Below are 17,685 nucleotides of genomic sequence, written 5' to 3' on the forward strand. Positions count from 1 at the left end.
ATGCGTTGGCCGCTGGTTGGGTGGCTGCTGTGCTTGATCCCTGCGCTGGTAACAGCGCAGGACGAGCCGTTGCGCCTGGCCTTCGACGGTCAATTGCTGCGCGTGAGCCAGACCCAGGTGCTGGATCGCCAGCCGCTGCCCGATACCTTGCAGGCGCCGCTGGGCAGTCTGTGGAAGATCTTTGTCTACGCCTGGCTGGTGGACACTGACGCCCGTGAACCGGTGTATGAATGCCGGGGGGAGTCGAAGGAAGAGGTCTATTGCTGCAGTGCCGGGCAGAGCATCGGTCGCGATCAAGCCTTGGTGAAATCTTGCGGCTTGTATTTCGAACCGCAGCGGCTCGGGCTTTCGGCCTCGGATTGGCGCGCCTATTGGCAGGCTCGTCAGGCACCGGCCTGGTTATTGGACTTGTCCATGTTGCAACCCCAGACTCAGGTGCCTGTCGCCGGACTGCTCAAGACCCTGGCCACGCTGCCGGCCCAGGATCAGGCGCGGCGGGTGCTGCTGGACGTGGTGTTCAACGCGGCGGACGGGCGACTGGTCGGTGAGTTGGGCAGCCGTCTGCGGGTCAAGACCTGGAGTTGGCTGGGTGATCAGGGGCCCTCGTCCCGTCAGGGCGGTTTCGCCGGTTGGCTGGCGGACGGCACTCCGGTGTGGGCCGGTGGTCGCGGCACCAGCCAGCAGGTCTTGAAGGTCTACGGCGAAGGCTTGGCGGCGGCGCTGCCATCGCGCTGGCCGGCGGAAACCGGGCGTTGCGTGGAAGTGGGCCTGTTTGCCCGTTATCCGTTGCAACGGGTAATGGCGGGCGACCGTCCTGCCTTGCCGGGCCAACTGCGCGGCGATTACCGCGTCGAATTCAGCAACGGCAATCAATTGGACATCCACAGCGATGGCGAGCTGTTCCTGATGCCCGGCAAGCTGGTCGCGCGTCTGGACCGGGAGGAATACGTCGCCCGGGTCTTGCAGCGCGAAGCCAAGGCCGAGCCTGCCGAAGCCGCCAAGGCACTGGCGGTGGCGATACGCACCTATTTGCTGCAGAACGCCCAACGCAACGGTGATTGCCTGAGCATCGACGACAGCAGCCATCGCCAGCGTGTCGCGCCACGCCCGGCGGCGCCCGAAACCCGCGCCATTGCCGCCTGGACCAGCGACCTGGTCCTGGCCGGAACCGATGTCACCTACCACTCTGACCAGCCTGGCCCGGACAAACTGTCCTGGGCACAAGCGGTGGAGCAAGCCAACGCCGGCCAACGCTACGACGCCATCCTGCTGCACGCCTACCCGCGCGCCAGCCTCAGCCGCTGGGACAACCCGGTGGCATCCTGCGAAGCGCTGCCCGCCGCCCAGGACTGGCTGCTGAAGCAACGGCGGGGCTGGCGTGAGCGGCTGGAAAGTGAAGTGGGCTACAACGAGATCAGCGCTTTTGCCGTCTGCCGCGTCGCTTTCGGCCGGCCTTATGTCGACCGCGAGCGCCAGCGCATCTACGTGCGCGGCGTGCTGTCGCTGCAAGACCGCCTCGACCTGACCCATGAATATCTGCACCTGGCCTTTGAAGCTCATCCCAATGGCCAGGACGAAAACTATATCGAAGGGCTCGCCCGTCACCTCTTGCTGGAATAGACCATGACACTCCGTTATCCACAGGTCTTGTTGTTGCTTTGCGCCCTGACCGCGTTGCCTCCGGCCATCGGCGCCGAGAACATCAAGCTCGACACGCCGGTCGGCGGTTGGCGCAACGGTGCGCCGGGCGGCGAGGATGAAAACTTCAGCCAGACCGTCAACTACCCGGCCTCGTCGGTCAATACGCCCCAGGGCCAAGCCAATACCGCTCGCATCACTGGCCAGATCCAAGGCGCGCCCAAGGGCAATGCGCCGGGCCAACTCATCGTCAACGGCGTGAGCCTGCCGTTGAAGCTCGATGAGCAAGGCCGCTTCGACCGGCCATTTTCATTCCCCAACGGCAGCAACAGTGTGGAAGTACGCAGCCCCGACGGCCAACAGCGTCACCGCACGCAATTTCTCAACACCAGCGGCGGCGCCACCCCGGCCAAGCTGCGGGTGTTGCTGACCTGGGACAGTGACGGCACCGACCTGGACCTGCACCTGGTCACCCCCGATGGTGCGCACATCTGGTACGGCGACCGTGCCGTCGCCAACGGCGCCGCCCTCGACGTCGACGTCACCACCGGCTACGGCCCGGAAATCTTCGCCATGCCGGCGCCGATCAAAGGCCAGTACCTGGTGTATGTGAACTACTACGGCGGCGGTTATCGCTATCAGGACGACGGCGAGGAAGGTGAGGGCGGTGGAGAACAAGCGCAACAAGCCCTGACCACCGCACAAGTCACAGTGATCACCGAAGAAGGCACGCCGAACGAGAAGATGGAAACCTTCGTGGTGCCGATGCGGGCGGTGGGCGAGCTGACGTTGGTCAAGAGTTTCAGTTACCCATAAGGCCATCCCCGGTCCCCTGTGGCGAGGGAGCTTGCTCCCGCTGGGCTGCGCAGCAGCCCCATCTGAAGCTGACTGCACTTTTACCTGACATACCGCGGCGCCTGCTTGGGGGGCTTCGCGCCCCAGCGGGAGCAAGCTCCCTCGCCACAAGAGCGGTCGGTGCTTGTGATCAATAAAATCTCACGCGTGAGCTATTGTGGGCTTGCGAAACTACCTGTAGTGTTTCTCACGCGTGAGTTTTTCACAGTGGGGTCAGTACCATGTCAACCAGCTCTCCATCGGATCCGCCAGACGGGTCTGTAACCGATTCAGCGAGCCGCACGGGAGAGCGCGCCAAACCCTCCGCGAAAAAGCCGTCGAGCTTCTACATGAAGCAGATGCGCGCGGGCCTGAGTGCCGCCGGGTATGTGAAACACGAGACTTGGGTGCTTCCTGAAAACCGAAGCCTGCTCAAGCAAATGGAGAAACAGCTACGCCAACCGATTCTGGCTGGCTCATTCATGTCGGAGAATTACATGAGCGCAGGTAATAACTGGAACATCGACCGCCTCTACAGCGCCCTTCAGGCCCTGGACGAAGTGGTCGCGAACGACATCACTCTCTCCCTCGTCCAAGGCTCCGAGTCCAGCATCAAGCTGGAAATGAATGATTTTGGTGGCCTGCCGATCTACATCGCGGTGGTGGGTGACCAGATCATCGTCGATACCGTCCTGGTGGACGTCGAGTCGATCAACGATGTCGCGGCATTCAATGACGCCGTGCTGCGCAGCCGGGAAATGTTCCCGCTGTCGTCCATTGGCATCGAGACCATGCCCAACGGGCAAGTCGTCTACAACATCTTCGGTGCGTTGAGCGCCGACTCCAGCCTGACCAACGTCGTGACCGAGGTCAAAACCCTCGTCGACAACGTTCAGCGCGCCAGCGAAGCCTTCGAACGCTTCTTCATTTAATTCACCGAACAGGAACTATCCAATGACTCAGTCCATCTGGAGCAAATTGTTCACCGCACTGCGTGGCGGTGCCAGCGAAGTCGGTGAATCGATCGTCGACCAACAGGCCCTGCGCATCCTCGACCAGGAAATCCGTGATGCCGACAGCGCGCTGGCCAACGCCAAGCGTGAGCTGGTCACCATCATGGCCAAGCACAAGCTGGCGACTGATCGCGTCGGCGAATACAACGCCAAGATCAAGGACCTGGAAGCCAAGGCCCTGGCCGCGATCCAGGCCAACCGCGAAGACCTGGCGCTGGAAGTGGCCGAAGCCATTTCGACCCTGACCAACGAACTGGACGCCGAGCAGAAGCACGCCACCGAATTCGGTGGTTATGCGGACAACATGCGCAAGGACATCACCAAGGCCGAAAGCCGGATCAAGAGCCTGCGCCAGCAAGTGGACATGGCCAAGGCCCGCGAAAGCGTGCAGAAGGCCCAGGTCAGTGCTTCGATCGCCAGCGGCGGCGCCAATGGCAAGCTGGAAACCGCCGTCGGTACGCTCAACCGCTTGCAGGCCAAGCAACAGCAACGTGCCGCTGAGCTGCAAGCCCAGGACGAACTGGCCGAGGCTTCGACCGGCTCCGACCTGGAGCGCAAGCTGCGCGACGCCGGCATCACGCCGAACGAAGGCAGCGCCAATGCGATCCTGGAACGCCTGAAGAAAAAATCGGCTGAGTGATCGCTGAGCGCCCCGAACCCGTGGCGAGGGAGCTTGCTCCCGCTGAGGCGCGAAGCGGCTCCAAAAAAAGGGGCCTGCTGCGCAGTCCAGCGGGAGCAAGCTCCCTCGCCACAATAATGTCCGGCGCTCCTGGATTTAATTGTGACGCAGGTACTTTTATCCAACCCCCGCAACAGGTTTAATGCTGTCCGGCCATTACGCTCGAGCCCTTAGACGCCAGAGCGATGATCCCGCCAGGAACGAAGCCCCACGGAGTCAGGGACGAATGTCGATTTTTCTTTTGTTGCGCACGTACGCGTCGTCCTTCTTCCATCGGTTCGGCTGGGCGGGCCTGGCCATTGCGTTGGGCGTGCACCTGTCCACGGCCTGGATCGGCCTGGTGCTGCTGGGCGAGCAACACCTCATCGCCGCCGCCACGTTTATCTACTTCTATCTCACCACCACGCTCACCGTCGGCTATGGCGATCTGTTGCCACAGACATCCGCCGGGCGAATTTTTGTGGCGACCTGGATCATGCTCGGGGGTATTGCCCTGTTGACGACGGTCATCGGCAAAACCACCAGCAGCGTCATCGATGTATGGAGAAAAGGCATGAAGGGCAAAGGCGATTTCACCGGCAAGGTCGGCCACACGGTTCTCATCGGTTGGGAGGGCGCCTCCAGTGAGCGGGTCATTGAATTGCTGCTGCAGGACGAAACCTCCAATGACAACCTGATCGTCATCTGCGATTGCGATCTCGAAGAAAACCCCATGCCCGGCAAGACATCGTTCATCAAAGGCGACAGCCTGTCCTCCGTCGCGCTGTTGCAGCGTGCCGGCGTGCCGGGTGCCGAACGCGTGCTGGTGCGCACCCACTCCGACGACCTGACCCTGGCCACCGTGCTGGCGGTCAATCAATTGGGCCCTGCCGGGCATGTGGTCGCGCACTTCAATGACAGCGAAATCGCCGCCCTTGCCAGCGCCTATGCGCCGAGCCTGGAATGCACCTCCAGCATGGCCATCGAAATGTTGGTGCGTGCCTCCCAGGACCCGGGCTCGTCCGTGGTCATCAATGAATTGCTCTGTGTTGGCCAAGGCGCCACTCAGTACCTGATGAAACTACCCGAGGCGTTTGAAGCGACGTTCGGCGAGCTTTATGCCCGATTGAAAGAGCAGCACAACGCTACGCTGATTGGTTACCGCGCCAAGGGCGCCCGACACCCATCGATCAACCCGCCCGGCGCCACCCGCGTCGTGGGCGGGGAACTCTTCTACATCGCCTCCACGCGTCTCAAGGAAATTTCCCATGGGGTGGTTTAAACAGTTGATGGGGCTTGAGGCCCCGAACGCGAACACGACAGCCAGCAATAACGCGCCTGTCACCGGGCCGCTGGGCCTGGCCTCCGGCAAGCAGGTCATGTTCGACTCCACGCTCAAGTTGCTGCTCGACGGCAACAGCACGGTGGTCATTCCGAGCTCCCAACAGATCTGGAGCCTGGGCATCGTCGACCTCGGGCAGTCAAACTGGCTGTCGCGCTGCTACATGAACGACGAAGACTACTGGCTGCAAGTGCACACCAGTGGCGATATCGCCGGGCAGGTCGAGTCGGTGATCCTGTTCAACTACCTCAGCTACGTCACGATCAGCAGTGAAGCGGAGTTACGTCGGCTGGCCGGCCCTGAAAGCCTGATCGGCCTGCCGACCTACACCCATGACGGCGTCGAGTACACCCGCGAATGGGGCACCGAGGCTGGCCAGACAGAACTGGTGACGTTGAGCGAGCGCGTGAGCAATCCGGATGAGTCCTACAGCGTCGAGCACCGTTCGATGCTGTACGCCCGCGACACCGGCCTGACGGATCGTCGCGAGTTCCTGCTGTTCTCCGTTGAAGAGGACGCCGAAGGCACCGTCAGCCTGAGCACTTCGCTGGGTATTTCGCTGTACACCACTGACCTGAACACTCTTTGAATAAGGAACAAGTCCATGCTTGAAGCGCTCTCCATTTCCCTGAACAAGGCCGCCGTGTTCGGCTTCGCCCTGTACATCCTCGGCGCCGCCGTGCTGTTCGCGCTGTTCCAGTTCATCTACATCCATGTCACGCCGCACAAAGAGTTCGAACTGATCCGCTCGGGCAACGTGGCGGCGGCGCTCGCCCTGAGCGGTGCCCTCATTGGTTTCGCCATCCCGGCCAGCAACGTGATTGCCTACTCGATCAGCATGCTGGATTTCGTCGTCTGGACGGTGATCGCCGCGGTCGTCCAGTTGTTGGCGTTCCTGGTGACCAGCCTGGTGCTCAAGGGCGCTTCCGCGCGGATCAGGAACGGTGAGATCGCAGCGGGTATCTATATCGCCGCCGTGGCCATCAGCGTCGGCATGTTGAACGCCGCGTGCATGACGCCTTCCACGAACTGATTGCGCTACGGAGAACCCGATGAAACGAAGCAAGTACGTCCAGCTTTCGCTGGCCGCGTCGGTCGCCATGGCGATATCCGGCTGCGGGCCGACGGAAAAAACCTACGAGTTGAAAAAGAAGTACAACTTCCAGTCCGTGCAGCAATGTGTCGATGAAAAGCTGCCGGTAGACATTTGTGCTGACGCCTACATGACTGCCATGACGGAGCATCGCCGGATTGCGCCGGTGTACGACAACCAGGCCGATTGCGATGCCGACTTCGTTCCCGATTGGTGCCAGCAGGACTCCGCCGGCAAGTTCATCCCCAAGCTGGGTGGCTTCGAACTGAGTGCCGAGGGCGAGGTTACGCAATCGGAAGTGGACGCCGCCAAGGCCCAATTGCCGGCCTCGGAAGCGATGAATACCGGTGGAGGTTTCAGCAACCTGCTGACCGGGCTGCTGATCGGCAACATGCTGAGCAGCAACCGCAACAGCTATTTCTCCGAGCCGGTCTACCGCTACCGCGATGATCGTGGCAGCTTCGGCTCCTCCACGCTCAGCCAGCGGGTGTCGACAGGCTCGACATTCACCAAGTCCAACCAGGCGCGATACGGCAGCTACACCGACTCCATCAAGTCCACCAGCAAGCCGATGTCCTTTGCCTCATCCACCTCCCGTGGCGGCTTCGGCAGCAAGTCCAGTGCCCGCAGCGGTTGGGGCGGTTCGAGCAGCTCCGGCGGTTGAGGAACCAGCGCCATGAAGAAGATCCATTGCGCAGAACGTCATGACTGGAAACAGACCGCCGAGCAGCTCGGCTTTCTGTTCCACACCATCGACGACGAACCCTATTGGGACGAAAGCGCGTACTACCAGTTCACCCTCAAGCAGATCGAGGACGACCTGGAAGACCCGACCACCGAGATCCATGATATGTGCATGGACCTCGTGGCCCGCGTGGTCCAGAGCGAAGAATTGCTGGAACGCCTGAGCATTCCCGCGCCGTTCTTCGACCTGGTGCGCACTTCATGGCTCGAAGGCCACCCGCACTTATATGGGCGCATGGATTTCTCCTACAACGGCACCGGCCCCGCCAAGCTGTTGGAGCTCAACTACGACACGCCGACCAGCCTCTATGAGGCGGCGGCGTTTCAGTGGGGCTGGCTGGAGCAATGCATCGAGCGCGGCTTGCTGCCGGCCCATGCCGACCAGTTCAACAGCATCGACACCAAGCTGCACCAGGCTTTTGCCCAGTTGCAGATCAAAGAGCCGTTTTATTTCGCCTCGATGAAAGGCTCGGTGGAAGACAAGGGCACCACGGACTACTTGCGCCTGATCGCGGAAAAAGTCGGCATTGAATCGCGGCACATCGATATCGAAGACATCGGCCTCAACAGTGACGGGCGTTTTGTTGACCTGGAAGAGCGCTGGATTGCCCACCTGTTCAAGCTGCATGCCTGGGAGTTCATCTTCCACGAGCCGTTTGGTGAAGCGATCGCCCAGTGTGATACGCAGTTTTTCGAGCCGGCCTGGAAGTCGATCATCTCCAACAAAGGCATCCTGCCGCTGCTGTGGGAGTTCAACAAAGGCCACCCGAACCTGCTCGCGGCCCACCTGGATACCGACACGAGCAAAGCGGTGCCCAAGGGCTGGGTGCGCAAACCGTTCTTTTCCCGGGAAGGCGCCAACATCGAGCTGCAAACCGCTGATGGCCTGATCGTAAAAGAAGACGGCCCCTACACGGACGCCCCGTTCATCCTCCAGGAGTTCGCGCCACTGCCACGCTTTGGCGACAGCTACACCCTGATCGGCTCCTGGGTCATCGGCGACCAGGCCGCCGGCATTGGCGTGCGGGAAGACAACAGCCTGATCACCAAGGATTCCAGCCGGTTCCTGCCGCACCTGATCCTTGACTGAGCGATGCCCCCGCTTTTGTGGCGAGGGAGCTTGCTCCCGCTGGGGCGCGTAGCGGCCCCAAATCCAAGCACCGCGCAGTATCAGACAGATTGCATAGGCTTTCAGAGGGGGGCGCTGCGCACTGGAGCGCCAGCCCGGCCCAGCGGGAGCAAGCTCCCTCGCCACAGGAACTTTGTGCTCCCACAGGGTCAGGAGTTCGCCGCAGGCTTTTTCAGGTCCACCAGTACCGCACCAAATGAAAGAAGATCGGCGCGGCGAAGCACACCGAGTCCAACCGGTCGAGCATGCCGCCGTGGCCTTCGATCATGTGGCCCCAGTCTTTCACGCCGCGGTCGCGCTTGATCGCTGACATGACGATGCCGCCGGCAAAGCCCAACAGGTTGATCAGCAAGGCGATGAGGAACGACTGCCACGGATTGAACGGCGTGATCCACCACAGCGCGCCACCGATCAGCGAGGCTAGGAAAATGCCGCCGACAAACCCCTCCACGGTTTTCGAGGGCGACAGGTTCGGTGCGATCTTGTGTTTGCCGAACAGCTTGCCGCACACGTACTGCAACACGTCCGAGAGCTGCACCACGATCACCAGGTAGGCGATCAGCAACAGGTTGCGTCCTTCGAAACCGGCGATGTCCAGCGTCAGCAGGGCCGGGACGAAGGAGATGCAGAACACCGCGATCATCAAGCCCCACTGGACCTTGGAAGCGCGCTCCAAAAAGTGCGTGCTGTCGCCGCCCAGGGACGCCAGGATCGGCAGCAGCAGGAATACATACACCGGGATAAAGATCGAAAACAGCCCGTACCAGTCGTAGTAGATCAACAGGTACTGCAGCGGCAGCGCCAGGTAGAACGCGGCCACCAACGCTGGATAATCGCTGCGGCGGGTCGGTGTCAGGGTCAGGAATTCCCGCAGGGCGTAGAACGACACCGCGTAGAACAACAGGATCACTGCGGCGTTGCCGAGCCAGAACGCGATGCCGATCACCAGCACCATGATCCACCAGGCGTTGATCCGCGCATTGAGGTTTTCAATGACCGAATTCGGCGCGCCGCGGGTTTTCAGCTTGAGAATGAAACCGATCAACGAAGCCAGCACCAGAATGGCGCCGATCCCGCCAAACAACATCAGGGTATATCGATCCATGTCAGACGTGCTCCGGGGCCAGTGCCAGCAGCGCGGCGCGGCTGCGTTCAAGAAATTGCTCTTTGCTTTCATCTTCTTCGATGCACAGCGGCGCGCCGAAACTGGTGGTGCATAACAGCGGCAGCGGTAGTACCCGGCCCTTGGGCATGACGCGGTTGAGGTTGGCGATCCACACCGGGATCACCTCGACCTCGGGGTGTTTTTTCATCAAGTGATAGATCCCGCTCTTGAAGGGCAACAGGCCTTCCTCCGGATTGCGTGTGCCTTCCGGAAAGATGATCAGTGAGTCGCCGTTTTCCAGCGCATCAAGCATCGGCTGCAATGGGCTGTAGGAAGGATCCTTGCGTTCGCGGTCCACCAGCACACCGTTGAACACCCGGTTGATGATGTAGCGACGCACCGGGCTGGTTTGCCAATAATCGGCCCCCGCCACCGGGCGGGTGAGCTTGCGCAGCGCCGGCGGCAGCGAGGCCCATAGCAACACGAAGTCACCGTGGCTGCTGTGGTTGGCGAAGTAGATCCGCTGCACCGGCGTCGGCGCGCAGCCGAGCCACAGGCTGCGAGCGCCCGTGACCATGCGGGCGGCGGAGGTGATGAGGTTGGCGACCACGGGTTCGAACATGAAGATTCCTTGTCCTGAGAAGCTCGGGTAGTGACGCAATCGTTAACAGCTGACCATTAACTGTGGCGAGGGAGCTTGCTCCCGCTGGGCTGCGCAGCAGCCCCCAAGAGGCTGAACACAATTCATCTGATACACCACAGTGCCTGGTTTTGGGGCTGCTTTGCAGCCCAGCGGGAGCAAGCTCCCTCGCCACCAAAACTATCTAGATACTTGAAGCTAACCAGGGGCTGGCCAGGATGAAGCCCAGCACCAGGACGACTTGTACGGCCAATAATCGTGACTGTCGACGCAGCAGCAACAACGCGCCATGCCGGCGTTCGGTCCAGAGACGCCCTGCACGTGCGGCCGGTTGCAGGCCCAGGGAGGTGAGGGCTTGATCCAAGGTATAGGTGCGCTCGGCCAGGGACTGAGTGCTGTCAGCCATGCGCTGGAACAGATCGGCATCGAATGCCACGCGCAGCGCCCAGTATTTTTCCAGCATGCCGAGCACCAGTAGCGCCGCACTCAACAGCAGCAACCACGGATCGATGACGCCCACCCACCATTGCCCCAACCCCAGCAGCGCCCCAAGCAGCGTCAACCCGGTGGAAAACTGGTCCAGCGAATGCCCCCGGCGCAACAGGCTCGCCACGGTGTGGAGCTCCATATCAGTGATCATGGACATTCCCCTGTGCTGTGGATAACTGCTCCAGCGCGCGACGGTGTGCCGCGTGCAAGACGATACGCGGTCGAGCGCGCTGGATTTGCACGATCGCCGCATCAACGCTCGCTGCCCGCCCGCTGTGCAACAACCAGGCAACCACCGCCGTGGCGCTGCGCGAATAACCCAGGGCGCAGCAGACCAGCACCGGCCCGTGCTGGCGCAGGCTTTCGATGGCCTCTGCCGCTTTCAGGCATTGCTCGGCGGTCGGCGCTGTCAGGTCGAGCACTGGCAATGAGCGATAGGCGACGCCGCCGCTGTCCAAGGACAGCTCCGCGCAGAGGTCGAGCACGCCGGTAAACGCACTGTCCTTCAATTCCATCGGCGTGGGGACTCGCCCCAGCCAGACGTTATCCGCAACCTGGTCCGGCTGCGGATGCTGGCGTGTCCAACAGCGCGAATTGATCCACGCCGCCGCCAGGTAAGGCGCCAGCAACCAACGCGCTGCCGGGCTCAAACGACCATCGGCACGCTTCTGGAAACCGTCGGCACCGAACACCAGGTAATTCAGCGCCACCATGAGCACCGCGACCGCCGGCCAGATCAGCCAGAGCCACGCGCCGCCCAAGGCAAACGCCGGGATGAACAGCGCCGCTGCGCCCAAGCCATAACGCAAGGCCAAGCGTCGGCGGGCAGGATCCGTCGTCAGTCGCGCACTCAGCAGCGGACTCGGACGGTCCAGCGGCCACAGCCAGACACACAGCCAACCGGCCAACGCGCCCGTGGGCAGGTCAATGAAGTGATGTTGATAAGTGGTCAGCACCGACACGCCGATCAACGCGAACCAACCGTGCATCACCCAGCGCCAGAAGCCCTGCAGATGCCGCTGATAGCAGACCCACAGCACCACCAGCAACGCGATGTGCAGCGACGGCGCCTGATTGAACGGCTTGTCGAAACCCGCCAGCACTTCGAACAACCAACCAAACACCCCGTCCATTTCCGGGCGGGGGAAAGTGAAGCGCAACGGCCAGAGCAAAAAGCAACTGACCGCAATCACCTGCGCCGTCAGCAGGCGCAAGGCGTGGCGCTTGAGTTCTTCGCGGCTGGTGGGCAACAGCAAGGACAGGCCGTACAGCAGATCGATCGACCAGTAAGGCACGATGGTCCAGGCCATGAACGGCATGTGGCTTTCCCAGGCGAACACCAACGTGCCGACATCGTCACGCTGGGAGGTGACCCAGGTGGCGAAGCCGTAAGTGGTGAAGAACAGCGGCGCCAACAACAGCAACCACAGCACCGCCGGTTTCAGCAGTGCGGGCTCGCGGGCCGGCGCGATGACGGCGCTCATTACTGCACTCGCTGGGCCAGCGAAACGCTGAAAATGCCCCATTCATCGACCCGCAGGGTGATCTTGCGAAAGCCCGCCGCCTCAACCAACTGATCCATTTCCGCCTGGGTGCGTCGGCGCATCACCCAGGCTTGCCCGGCGCGGTGGCTGGTGAGGGCGCGGGCGATCAGTTCCAGTTGCGGGTGCCATGGCTGGCCGGTGTAGACCAGGAAACCGCCAGGCTCCACGGCTTCGGCCAGGCCGGCGAGAGAGTCGCCAACCAGTTGGTTGTCGGCAAACAGCTCGTACAGGCCCGACACCACGGCGAGGGTTGGTTTCGGTTCCAGCGCCGCCAGATCCTGGCGGTCGAAGGCATCGCCCTTGACGAATCGGGCGATGTCGCCCAGGCCTTTTTCCACGATCAGCGCGCTGCCGTCACGCACGTTGATGTCGCTGTAATCGCGCAGCAGGATCGACTCGGGCAACGGACTGACGCCTTGCAGGGCTTCGAGAATGTAGCGGCCATGGCCGGCGGCGATGTCGACGATGCGCACCTCGCGGTCTTGCGTACGCAACTCGCCCATCGCCAGGCGCAGCAGCTCCTCGACGTGCAGCTTGCGCTGGCGAATGCCGCGCCAGCCGATGGAGTTCAGGTAATTCTGGTCAATCATCTTGCCCAGCGCCGAGGTGCCGGTGGGGCGGTTGCGGTAGACGTAATCCAGGGTACTGCCAGAGTCGAACCCAGTGTCGAAACCCAGCTTCACCCCGGCGGACAACTTGCTGCCAAAGCGCATGCTGGCGCGGGTCATGCGCCAGTAGAGGTCGCGCAGCGAGTTGTGCGGCAGCGGCGTGGCCAGGGTTTCGGCTTCGGCGCAGGTCGCGCCCAGGCGATCGGCGTCGAGCAGGGAAGGGCGGTCCAGCGCTCGGGCAAAATTTTGCAGGATAAAGCGGCGGGCACTGGCAATGGCCGGGGCACGGTTCTTCTCGCCGAGGGTGTCGTGGAAGAACCCCGGCAGGATGTGTTTCTCCTTGTGCAAACTGCCCAGGCGCTCGAAGAACTGCTCCTGGGGTTTGCGGTGTACCACGAAGTCCGAGCCGGAGATCAACAGCTGCGTCGGCACCTGGATCGCCTGGGCATCGGCGACCACGCGGTCGGCGGCTTCGTACAGGCCCAGCAGCACGTTCACCGAAATCGCCTTGGTGATCAATGGATCGCTGTCGTAGGACGCCACCCGCTCCGGGTCATGGCTGAGGAACTTCGCCTTGACGTAACTGTTGACGAAAAAGTTGCCGCGAAACTTGCGCATCAGCGCCAGGCCCGGACGAGCGAAGGGCACGTAGAGCTTGACCTTGAATGCCGGCGAGGCCAGCACCAGCGAGCGAATGCGCGGCGCGTAGTCGTGGACCCAGGTGGACGCGATCACCGCGCCGACGCTTTGCGCCACTACCGCGATGTTCGCCTCGTCGATCTGGTGCGTGGCGCCGATGTGATCGCAGAAGGTCTGCACATCCCGCGCACTGGTGGCAAAACTAGGGCTGTCGCCCCGTTCGCCCGGCGACTGGCCATGGCCACGGGCGTCCCAGGCAAAGAAGTCGAACCCGGGCAGGTCCAGTTCATCCACCAGGTGCGCAATGCGCCCGGAGTGTTCATGACCACGATGAAACAACAACACAGCCTGGCGGGGTTCACCCGCCGCCGCGTCGACAGCCGGCCAGTGCCGGTAGAACAACTCCACGCCATCGTGGGTAGTGAACGTCAGTTCCTGGGCTTCGCGCATTGCAAGTTCCTTTATGCTGAGGGAGCGTTTTCCTTCACTTGGCCCAGGCCATGACGGACCCGGTTGACCAAGGTATACACCAGCAGGGCGGCAACCACCGCCATCACACCATCGACCCAGAGTGCCCCGAGCCAACCCAGGGCAATGCCGGTCGCCAACACGCCCAACACAAAGGCGCGATCACTCTTGCCCATCGGCCCGTCATACCGCCGCGAAGCTCCCACCATGGCCCCCAAGACGCCTGCGTATTCGCTGAACAACGCCAACAGCGTGACCAACAACACGAGCAACAGACTGGTATCGGCAAACAGGGCAAAAGGCAGGATCAGGGCAGCGTCGGCGATGATATCGCATAGCTCATTGAGGTAGGCGCCCAGATGCGATTGCTGGCCAAACTCCCGCGCCAACATGCCATCCACGGCATTCAACGCCATGCGCAGGAACATCCAGATCGGCACAAGCACGAAGATCCACGGATGGTTGGCAAACCAGGCGATGACCGCACCGACCAATACCGAAACGATGCCGGCAAGCACGGTGACCTGGTTGGCGGTGACACCGTTGTTGTAGAGGCGTTGAACCATGGGGCGCAGCAGGTTTTGAAAGGCGGGCTTGAGTTGGTAGATGGAGGGCATCGGGGTGAGATCTCGGCCGGTTGCGGGGCTGGGCTTATACAGGTGCGAGATTACGATAGGTTGAGGGGTTGCTGGCGGGTATTTCTCGAGAATGCGCGCGGGTAGGCATCTAAAACGCAATTTGCGGGTGTAAACCCCGGTGTGAGCGGGCTCAACCAATAAAGACCGGCCTACGCCAACCCCCGTGGCGAGGGAGCTTGCTCCCGCTGGGCTGCGCAGCAGCCCCCAAAGAAGACAACTCAATTTGCCTGGCTCACCGAGTCATGGGATCCAGGGCTGCTGCGCAGCCCAGCGGGAGCAAGCTCCCTCGCCACAAGAGCGGTGGTGTGTCAGTTAAGGATCAAACGACGAAAATCCTGTGGAGTGAGCTTGCTCGCGATAGCGGTGGGCCAGAACAGGTCAGCAATCTGCTAGCCTCCTATCCTCCCTCCAGGACCGCATACATAAGGAGTGTTTCAAATGCCGCGAGTGGATTGGCTCGATAGCCACATGGAGAAATGCGACCAGATGGCCGAATGGCTTTATCGGGAATTCAATCATGAGTATGCCGAGCAATCCCTCGACAGTTGGCAGCAGGAGTTCGCGGCGGGGCAGGGTGATGGGCGTTGGAAGTGCCTGGTCGCCATGGAACACGACCAGTTGCTCGGCGGCGCTTCACTGGCCAGTAACGACCTGCCTGACCGGCCAGAGTTGGGCCCGTGGCTGGCGTGTGTGTTCATCACCCCCGAGGCTCGACGCAGAGGGCTTGCAGCGCAGTTGATCGAAGGCATCTGCAGTCATGCGCGAGAGGCTGGAATCATCACCTTGTTCCTGCACACCCACAGCCAGCGTGATTACTACGCCAGGCTCGGCTGGGAGGTGTTGGAGCGTTTCGAGGCTTGGGGCAAAGAGCAATGGCTTATGTCACGACAGTTATAGCCGCTGCCGGGAGTTGCACGCCTAACGTTTAAATTTAGCGAATCGCCCTACGTCCACCGCTTCTTTCACTGACTTAATTCCTCAGCCATCGTCGGCAAAGTCTCGCGTTCGTCCCTGTCCCGCGAGACTCCCGCATGTTTGCCCCTGACAAACTCCTGGCTTTGAACAACACCATCGGCTCTTTGGTGGTGGCGGCAATGGACCCCGATCAGCCGGATGTCGAAGCGGTACTGGCGGACTTCCGCGCCTGCCTCAACGACTACGACGCCTGGGCTGAAAGCTTTTGGGCCGGCTGGGCGCTGGATCTTGAACAAGTGTTCAAGGTCGGCAACGAGGTGTCCCTGGCGGCGCCGAAGAATCTTGATCAACCCATCAGTGCCACGGTGGCCGCATGTCCGGCGAGTGGTCCGCTGACGTTGGTGCACATGTTCCAGGCGGCGCGTTTTGTGCCGATTGGCGACACCCCGGTGATGCTGGAACCCGTCACCGGAGGCGAGCCCGGGAAGGAAACGTTCGGCGAGCCAGTGCATCACGTCATCGGCCCCAGCGGCATCCTGGAAATCCCCGAGTGCTGGCGTGGCGGGCGTTACCGCATCACCTTTTTCCCCCACGTGACGGCCGATCACGTCAAGGCGCTGTATGCGTCCTATCAAGGGGTGATGGACGAACTTGAGGGGTGGCTGAAGGCCGAGTGGGACGAGTTTCAACCCCTGTGGGCGGCGTTTTCCGACGCCGGGTTTCGCGAACGTTATGACCTGGTGCGGCAGGCCGATTGGCGCGGTTTTGAAAACGCCCTGCACCAGCTATGGGACGATGTTAAACAGGTCTTCGAGCTGCTGGCCGATCTGCAAGCCAACAGCGAAAAACTTCTGGAGTACCTGACCCAGGTCGAGCTTGAACAGTTACTGAGCGTGTCTGCCGAGGCCATTGCCAAAGGGCTGATGGTGCTGAGCGACGAGCCGCTGCTCTTCGTCCACATGGCGGCGTTCGTCAGCTGGCTGCGGATGTTGCCGCCCCAATACATGGCTGAAGTCACGGGCGAGATGCGCGCCTCGGTGCTGATCAATTTCCTGTTGATACGGCTGACCGGCGCCCTGGGCATGGGCGTGCGGATGAGCGGCAAAGTGCTCCGTCAGCTCCGCTCGGAGCGGGCTCGCGAGTGGTTGAGCGCATCAGGGCTGAGGCTGGCCCAACGCCCTGCCGATCGGCTCAACCGGCATGCCGATGTGCTGAAACCGTTGGTGGTCAGCGCCCAGCGTGCGCCATTGAAGCCGACGCCTGTCGGACCTCTGCACATCACCCCCGAGCACTTCCCTCCCTTGGCGGTCAGCAATCCGGCCGCTGTGGCGCGGGAAAAATCCCACGGTTCAACCCGGCTAAGCAAACACGAACCCCACGACGACGCCCCCGCCCAGTCGAAAAACCCCAACGGCGACAGCGCCGACACCGCGGCCCAGACCCAGACCAGCGGCTGCCCGGTGTCGATGGTCACCGGCGAAGAACTGGTGACCCTCGACGATGGCACCCTCGATGGCCGCTTGCCATTCGTCTTCACCCGTTTGTACCGCACCAGCGCCGCTGACCTGGACGTCGGCCTCGGGCGCGGCTGGAGCCATGCCCTGGCCCATCGCTTGGAGCTTGAGGGCGAGCAGGTCACCTGGGTCGACCAGGAAAACCGCCGCACGACGTTTCCCCTGCCCAACGCCCAGCGTCCGGCCATCCACAACAGCCTGGCCCGCGCGGCGATCTACCTGGGGGCCGAGCCGGACGAACTGATCGTCGCCCAGCCCGGGGAAAACGCCCCGTTCCTGCACTTTCGCGACGGTCACCTGACCGCCCTCAGCGACCGCTACGACAACCGCCTGACGCTGCAGCGCAACATCCATGGCGACATCAGCCGCCTGGACAACGGCGCCGGGCGCGCCCTGCGCCTGCGTTACGAGCAGCGCCACCTGATCGCCGTCGACTACCAGAGCTTCCATCCCGCCATCACCCTCGACGAAGCCTGGCGGACCGAACAGACGCTGATGTCCTACCGCTACGACGGACGTTTCCGACTGATCGAAGCGACCAATGCCGCCGGTGAAAGCGAACGCTACGACTACGACGACCAGCACGTCATCCTCCAGCGGCAACTGGCCGGCGGGGCGAGTTTCTACTGGGAGTGGCAAGGGGCTGGGCGGGCGGCGCGCTGCGTACGGCACTG

General features: G+C 62.1%; 17 protein-coding genes. 11 read left to right on the forward strand and 6 right to left on the reverse strand.

All coding sequences use genetic code 11. From position 1 onward, the window contains the following. The 9 genes from BLT00_RS29860 (at position 1) to BLT00_RS29900 (ending at position 8,412) form a co-directional block, all read left to right on the forward strand. Positions 1–1,620, forward strand: a complete 1,620-nt coding sequence (locus tag BLT00_RS29860) for a DUF2300 domain-containing protein (protein WP_092149763.1) — start codon at positions 1–3, stop codon at positions 1,618–1,620. 3 nt (positions 1,621–1,623) lie between these two features. Then, the gene (locus tag BLT00_RS29865) at positions 1,624–2,454 is read left to right on the forward strand and encodes a YfaP family protein (protein WP_063324182.1); all 831 of its coding nucleotides are present in this window, start codon (positions 1,624–1,626) and stop codon (positions 2,452–2,454) included. 368 nt (positions 2,455–2,822) lie between these two features. After that, entirely contained in the window at positions 2,823–3,404 is a 582-nt protein-coding gene (locus BLT00_RS29870) for a YjfI family protein (protein WP_086936714.1), read from the forward strand. A 22-nt stretch (positions 3,405–3,426) separates the two neighbouring features. Then, positions 3,427–4,125, forward strand: coding sequence for a PspA/IM30 family protein (locus BLT00_RS29875; RefSeq protein WP_003205987.1), 699 nt, complete (start codon positions 3,427–3,429; stop codon positions 4,123–4,125). 265 nt (positions 4,126–4,390) lie between these two features. Then, positions 4,391–5,425 carry an ion channel gene (locus BLT00_RS29880; RefSeq protein ID WP_092149766.1) on the forward strand — a complete coding sequence of 345 codons (1,035 nt, stop codon included), beginning with the start codon at positions 4,391–4,393 and terminating at the stop codon, positions 5,423–5,425. Then, complete coding sequence (locus tag BLT00_RS29885) at positions 5,412–6,074, forward strand: DUF2491 family protein (RefSeq protein ID WP_092149769.1); 663 nt, start codon at positions 5,412–5,414, stop codon at positions 6,072–6,074. The genes BLT00_RS29880 and BLT00_RS29885 overlap by 14 nt, the downstream gene beginning before the upstream one ends. 15 nt (positions 6,075–6,089) lie before the next feature. Then, complete coding sequence (locus BLT00_RS29890) at positions 6,090–6,518, forward strand: DUF350 domain-containing protein (protein ID WP_092149772.1); 429 nt, start codon at positions 6,090–6,092, stop codon at positions 6,516–6,518. Between the two features lie 19 nt (positions 6,519–6,537). Next, complete coding sequence (locus BLT00_RS29895) at positions 6,538–7,242, forward strand: DUF1190 domain-containing protein (protein ID WP_092149774.1); 705 nt, start codon at positions 6,538–6,540, stop codon at positions 7,240–7,242. Positions 7,243–7,254: 12 nt separating this feature from the next. Continuing rightward, positions 7,255–8,412, forward strand: a complete 1,158-nt coding sequence (locus BLT00_RS29900; RefSeq protein ID WP_092149777.1) for a glutathionylspermidine synthase family protein — start codon at positions 7,255–7,257, stop codon at positions 8,410–8,412. 211 nt (positions 8,413–8,623) lie between these two features. On the opposite strand, the gene BLT00_RS29905 is transcribed toward BLT00_RS29900, so the two are convergent. From BLT00_RS29905 to BLT00_RS29930, 6 genes are all read right to left on the reverse strand, one after another. After that, a complete protein-coding gene (locus tag BLT00_RS29905; protein WP_092149780.1) occupies positions 8,624–9,556 on the reverse strand; it encodes a phosphatidate cytidylyltransferase in 933 nt (310 codons plus the stop codon). 1 nt (position 9,557) lies between these two features. Next, positions 9,558–10,178 (reverse strand): lysophospholipid acyltransferase family protein, encoded by a 621-nt coding sequence (locus BLT00_RS29910; protein ID WP_063324190.1) that lies wholly within the window; start codon positions 10,176–10,178, stop codon positions 9,558–9,560. Between the two features lie 202 nt (positions 10,179–10,380). Further along, positions 10,381–10,836, reverse strand: coding sequence for a hypothetical protein (locus BLT00_RS29915; RefSeq protein ID WP_092149783.1), 456 nt, complete (start codon positions 10,834–10,836; stop codon positions 10,381–10,383). Further along, the gene (locus BLT00_RS29920) at positions 10,826–12,169 is read right to left on the reverse strand and encodes a phosphatase PAP2/dual specificity phosphatase family protein (protein ID WP_092149786.1); all 1,344 of its coding nucleotides are present in this window, start codon (positions 12,167–12,169) and stop codon (positions 10,826–10,828) included. Before BLT00_RS29920 ends, BLT00_RS29915 begins: the two co-directional genes overlap by 11 nt. Beyond that, positions 12,169–13,926, reverse strand: a complete 1,758-nt coding sequence (locus BLT00_RS29925; RefSeq protein ID WP_092149789.1) for a bifunctional alpha/beta hydrolase/class I SAM-dependent methyltransferase — start codon at positions 13,924–13,926, stop codon at positions 12,169–12,171. Before BLT00_RS29925 ends, BLT00_RS29920 begins: the two co-directional genes overlap by 1 nt. 11 nt (positions 13,927–13,937) lie before the next feature. Further along, on the reverse strand, positions 13,938–14,561 hold the full coding sequence (locus BLT00_RS29930; RefSeq protein ID WP_079302758.1) for a CDP-alcohol phosphatidyltransferase family protein: 624 nt from the start codon (positions 14,559–14,561) through the stop codon (positions 13,938–13,940). A gap of 459 nt (positions 14,562–15,020) precedes the next feature. Between BLT00_RS29930 and BLT00_RS29935 the strand changes: the two genes are divergently transcribed. Both BLT00_RS29935 and BLT00_RS29940 read left to right on the forward strand, forming a co-directional pair. Next, positions 15,021–15,479: a GNAT family N-acetyltransferase gene (locus BLT00_RS29935; RefSeq protein WP_092149792.1), complete on the forward strand. Its 459-nt coding sequence runs from the start codon at positions 15,021–15,023 to the stop codon at positions 15,477–15,479. A gap of 134 nt (positions 15,480–15,613) precedes the next feature. Further along, a partial coding sequence (locus BLT00_RS29940) for a DUF6531 domain-containing protein (RefSeq protein ID WP_256572801.1) occupies positions 15,614–17,685 on the forward strand: 2,072 nt, incomplete at its 3' end.

Origin of the sequence: Pseudomonas sp. NFACC51 (assembly GCF_900103575.1) — a bacterium.
In the GTDB taxonomy this organism is placed as follows: domain Bacteria; phylum Pseudomonadota; class Gammaproteobacteria; order Pseudomonadales; family Pseudomonadaceae; genus Aquipseudomonas; species Aquipseudomonas fluorescens_Q.